Annotated in this window: 4 protein-coding genes and 1 pseudogene; 4 read left to right on the forward strand and 1 reads right to left on the reverse strand. The window is 61.2% G+C overall.

Annotation, left to right across the window (positions count from 1 at the left end; genetic code table 11):
* A pseudogene (locus WCB02_RS32485) lies at window positions 1–559 on the forward strand (sel1 repeat family protein); the annotation flags it as partial.
* Window positions 560–633: 74 nt separating this feature from the next.
* Here the strand turns inward: WCB02_RS32485 and WCB02_RS32490 are convergent.
* Window positions 634–885, reverse strand: a complete 252-nt coding sequence (locus tag WCB02_RS32490; protein WP_423964751.1) for a hypothetical protein — start codon at window positions 883–885, stop codon at window positions 634–636.
* A gap of 383 nt (window positions 886–1,268) precedes the next feature.
* On the opposite strand from WCB02_RS32490, the gene WCB02_RS32495 reads away from it, so the two are divergent.
* From WCB02_RS32495 to WCB02_RS32505, 3 genes are all read left to right on the forward strand, one after another.
* Window positions 1,269–2,192: a helix-turn-helix domain-containing protein gene (locus WCB02_RS32495; RefSeq protein WP_423964753.1), complete on the forward strand. Its 924-nt coding sequence runs from the start codon at window positions 1,269–1,271 to the stop codon at window positions 2,190–2,192.
* 174 nt (window positions 2,193–2,366) lie between these two features.
* Complete coding sequence (locus WCB02_RS32500; protein ID WP_423964757.1) at window positions 2,367–3,329, forward strand: LysR family transcriptional regulator; 963 nt, start codon at window positions 2,367–2,369, stop codon at window positions 3,327–3,329.
* Entirely contained in the window at window positions 3,326–3,604 is a 279-nt protein-coding gene (locus WCB02_RS32505) for a hypothetical protein (RefSeq protein ID WP_423964759.1), read from the forward strand. Before WCB02_RS32500 ends, WCB02_RS32505 begins: the two co-directional genes overlap by 4 nt.
* The last annotated feature ends 744 nt before the right edge of the window (window positions 3,605–4,348 follow it).

Below are 4,348 nucleotides of genomic sequence, written 5' to 3' on the forward strand. Positions count from 1 at the left end.
CAGTAGAGCCGTCCGCAGCGGAGCTGACACGGGCCAAAGTCAATCCTTTTCGAAGACCGTGCTGACGAACCTGACCCAGATTCCTCCCACCGAAGCGCAGCTCCAGACCGCCGACCAGCCCTCGACCCCTGCCTCGACGACTGCCTCGACGACTGCCTTGGGGGCATTTGCGGCGCTTCTGACCAATGATGCAGCGCCGCCGCAGTTACCGGCTGCAACATCACCTTCCGCCCAGCCCGGGCCTGTCGTGCCGCGGCCCGCCGCCCTTCCAGACCCGCCTGCAAGCCCCATTTTATCGCGCGAGAAAACCGCGGCCATGCTGCAACGCGGTCGAGATCTGATCGCCGCGGGCGACATCGCCAGCGCGCGCCTGATCCTTCAGCACCTGGCCGAAGCCGGCAGTGCGGAGGCCTCGCTCACTTTGGCGGGGACCTTCGATCCGGTGGCGCTCTCAAAGCTCGGCGCGATTGGCGTGCCGCCCGACCCCGCAAAAGCCCGCGCTTGGTATGCGAAGGCCGCCGAACAGGGATCGCCGGAAGCGCGGCGGCTGGCGCGTTGACGTGAGAATCCGAGCGGTCGATTTCTCCGACCCTGGAGCACATCGTGAGGGCGGGAATAGCCGTATTGCTCGCGTCAACAGGTGTCTACGGGTGTGGCGTGATCGACCGCGATCCGGTCGAGCTTCGTCACGAGGTCGGTCTCCATCTGCTGCATCAGGTCGCTGTTGGTGGTACGTAGATCGGATAGCTCGCCGCCGTCCTCCGCCGAGACGATGAAGCGGAACTGACGCCGGTCTCCGCGACGCCGCTCCAGGAAAGCGCGGCCGTCCTCGTCCACTTCACGCCCGGCCGAATAGACCTGGCCCTTCGCACTATCCTTCGTCACGCCGTCCCATTCGAGCTAACGCAAATACGGGTCCACCGCTTTGGCGCTAACAGATTGCCGTCCGCGAGCGGCTCCGCGCTGCGGCGTTGAGCTTCACCACGCGCGCATTCACCGCCGCCGTCGCGCCCCCGTACGCGCCATCACCGCGGAGCCAGCAAAATCTATTTCAGAAGCTCGCGCGCGGTGTAACCCGGCATCAAAGCAAAGTGGCCTACGGCCTAACGCGATTAGAACGTGTTGTTCTGCCTGTCCGAGTCGAGACAGAATGCCTTTTCACGCTTTTGTTTCTTTATTTTTAGCCACGGAGTCGTGATATTAAATGCGTTACAGCGATTTTTTACACGCGATACGACAAATTTCCTGCGCTGTTTGGTGGGGATTCGATGCCGGCACCTGGAAACTCGCTGTTTAACGTCGAGGAGGCACGGCGCCAACTCGTGGATCGCCCGCTGCTGGCGGCAAGCGATATCCATCGTTGGACAGATATCGCTGTCGAAGAATGCGCCGGATATACGGTTGAAGATCTCGTATCACCCGCGCGTGACCATCACGTCATAACACTCTCCCTCGAAGACTCGCCCTACGTGATGCAAGAGCGCTGCGGCAAGCGCTTCGAGTCGCCCACACGGACCGGCGAAAGCATCATCATGCCGGCGGGCTATCGCGTGCATTTCCGCGGACGGTTCCCGGCTTACATCGCGATGCGTCTGTCTCCTGAAAAGCTCGACCACGCCAATGCAGAACTGCGTCGCGTCGGTGCTCCGAGAATTGAGATTTTCAACAAATTCCAGGCTCCAGATCCGATGCTGCAATACATCGCCCAACTATTCGGCCAGGAGATGCGGCAGTCGTTTCATCCAGCACAGACCCTGCTGGTACAGTCGCTCGCCACCGCTCTCGCGATTCATATGTTGAGACGCTACAGCACCGCCGTCGGCGTCGAAGCCAAGCCGGGCGTGACGGTGAATGTGGCCGCGATCCGGCGGGCTCTCGCCTACATCAATGACCAACCGGCACGTCAAATCGGCCTCGAGGAACTCGCCGCAGTGTCCGGACTGAGCCGCTTCCACTTCGGCCGCGAGTTCAAGCGTCATGTCGGGATGACGCCGGTTGAGTACGTGGAACACTCTCGCATCGCGCGCGCCAAGGAATTGATTCGACGCGCCGAGCTGCCGCTCGCGCAGGTGGCACTTGCCATCGGCTTTGCGGATCAGAGCCACTTTACCCGTCGATTTCGTCACCATGTCGGTTATACCCCGGCGGCCTTCGCGCGCGAGCATGCACGCTCGCGCCTGCCTTCGGCTTGACCGACCCGGCGTCCACGAACAACAGCCCCGCAACAAGCGGCCAAGCGCAGCACGATTCGGCTATATCTTTGCGTGTTACCCGCCTTCAATCGGACGGGCGCCGAAGGAGGCGTCGCTTCGGATCCTGAAGGGGGAGCAATGATCAAACCTCTCGTTACGATCGACCTGAACCTCTTGAAGGTGTTCGAGGCGGTCCTGCGCCATCGGCGCGTCAGTAGTGCCAGCAAGGAGTTGGGCGTTACGGCATCGGCCGTAAGTCACGCTGTGGGGCGTCTGCGCCGCAAGCTTGATGATCCGCTGTTTCATCCCGGAGTTCACGGTATGGAGCCGACGTCACGTGCACTCGAGCTTGGAGCCGAGCTTTCTGCGAGCCTGGGCCGCATCCTGGACATCATGGAACGAAGGCCCTTCGATGCGGCCCACTCGCGGCGTGTATTCAACATTGCGGCCAGCGAATACGCGGCGGCGATCATTGCGCCCCCGATGATACGATCGGTCACCGATGCGGCGCCCGGAGTATCCCTGCGCATCCACGCGCTCGATCGCTCGGAAATGGTCCAGGGCCTGGACGAGGGGCGCTTGAGCTTCGCCCTGGGATGGTTCACCGATCTGCCGGCGCGCCTGCTGCGCGCAACCGTCCTGAAGGAACGGGAGGCGATCCTCGTAAGATCCGGACATCCCCTGCTCCGTGACGCCGTGACGAGCGAGCGGCTTCTCGGCTTTCCCCATTTGGTGGCGCTCTTCGGCCGCAGCGACGAACGACCCGGGCGGGACGGTGGTGACGGAGCTTCAGAAACCGGGAGGGTCTGGATCGAGCGATTGCTGGCGCAAGCCTCGAGTTGCGGGCGGCGTCATGTTGCCGTCAAGGTCGCTCAATTCGCCGTGGTTCCCGCGTTGCTCGCTTCCTCGGACATGGTCGCCACCCTCCCGCGCCGAATCGCGATCGAGGCAGCGCGCGGAGGTCATTTGGTCATGCTCGAACCGGCCTCCCCTCCGTTGGAAATCGACATTCAGATGGTTTGGCACGAACGCGCCGCCCGCGATGCTGGATCTCAATGGTTGATGCGGCACATTCAAAGTCCGTCGCCGTCGTCCCGAATTGCGGCCCCGGACATCGGTCCGGACATCGGAGTATGAAAACCCTAAAGACCGGCTTCTTCTTTAAGCCGAGGACTGCCTGTCTGGCGCTCTCGTCATTCACGAGGGTGCCTGGCCACGAGCGTTTCAAGATGCTCGGGCCGTTCGGCAGCTGGTGCGGCGACGAGCTGCGCGTTTTCGATGTAGTCGAAGCCGAGTCGGCGCGCTCGCCTTCTCGCTTCATTGTAGTTGTTCACGCCCTCGCTCGAGTCCTTGTCCGCGAGCGCCTGCCAGTGTTGCTCGAGGCTGCTGTTGAGCTATTCAGCGACGCGTGACGCACGAACCGCTGCGCGGTCCGAAGCTTGGTTGAATGCCTCACAACACCGCGGCGAGCGAGATGCGCAAACTCGGTCGGGACTCGACGCGCGAAGTGCCAAGTGCCGTTTCGTCTGGTCAGAAAACGGGCATAAGCGCGAGCGCGTTGGACGTTTTGTTGGCCGAAAAGTTGGACGTTATTTCCGACTAAAATACGGATTCTACCCGCAATTTCGATAAGTCTCGGGACTTGCTTAGGAAAGTTTTTGGGGTATGGAGCGGGTGAAGGGAATCGAACCCTCGTATTCAGCTTGGAAGGGTTTCGGCGGCTGAATACTTTCAAGGCACGTTCGGACAAAAGGCACCTCAAAACGCTATGAACCGCAATAGCTTTTCCGATTAGTCCGAACTGGCACAGACCTCAGATCGCCGCCCTCCCTTCCCCACTTATCCATGGGCTGAAGACGCTTAGTCTGCCAGAAATGGGGCGGTACGGCGTCCTGAGACCTAACATGTAGCAGCCACCATCCTGAGACGATCGGGGGTTCGAGTCGGGGGGCGATTTCATCTGATTCCCCCCTCCCCCATCCCGCTTGTTTACACCATCATACGGCAACGAAAAGCCGCCTAACGTCCCGCGCTCGCTTCACATCACACGGGAAAGGTCCAAGGTTGAACCTCCTCCGAATTGATGGACACCTGTAGTAGGCTCAGAGAGCCAGGAGGTGTCGGATGGAAACACGTCAACGTCGGTTATTTACGGA

It is taken from the genome of Bradyrhizobium sp., from assembly GCF_049581145.1.
In the GTDB taxonomy this organism is placed as follows: Bacteria; Pseudomonadota; Alphaproteobacteria; order Rhizobiales; family Xanthobacteraceae; genus Bradyrhizobium.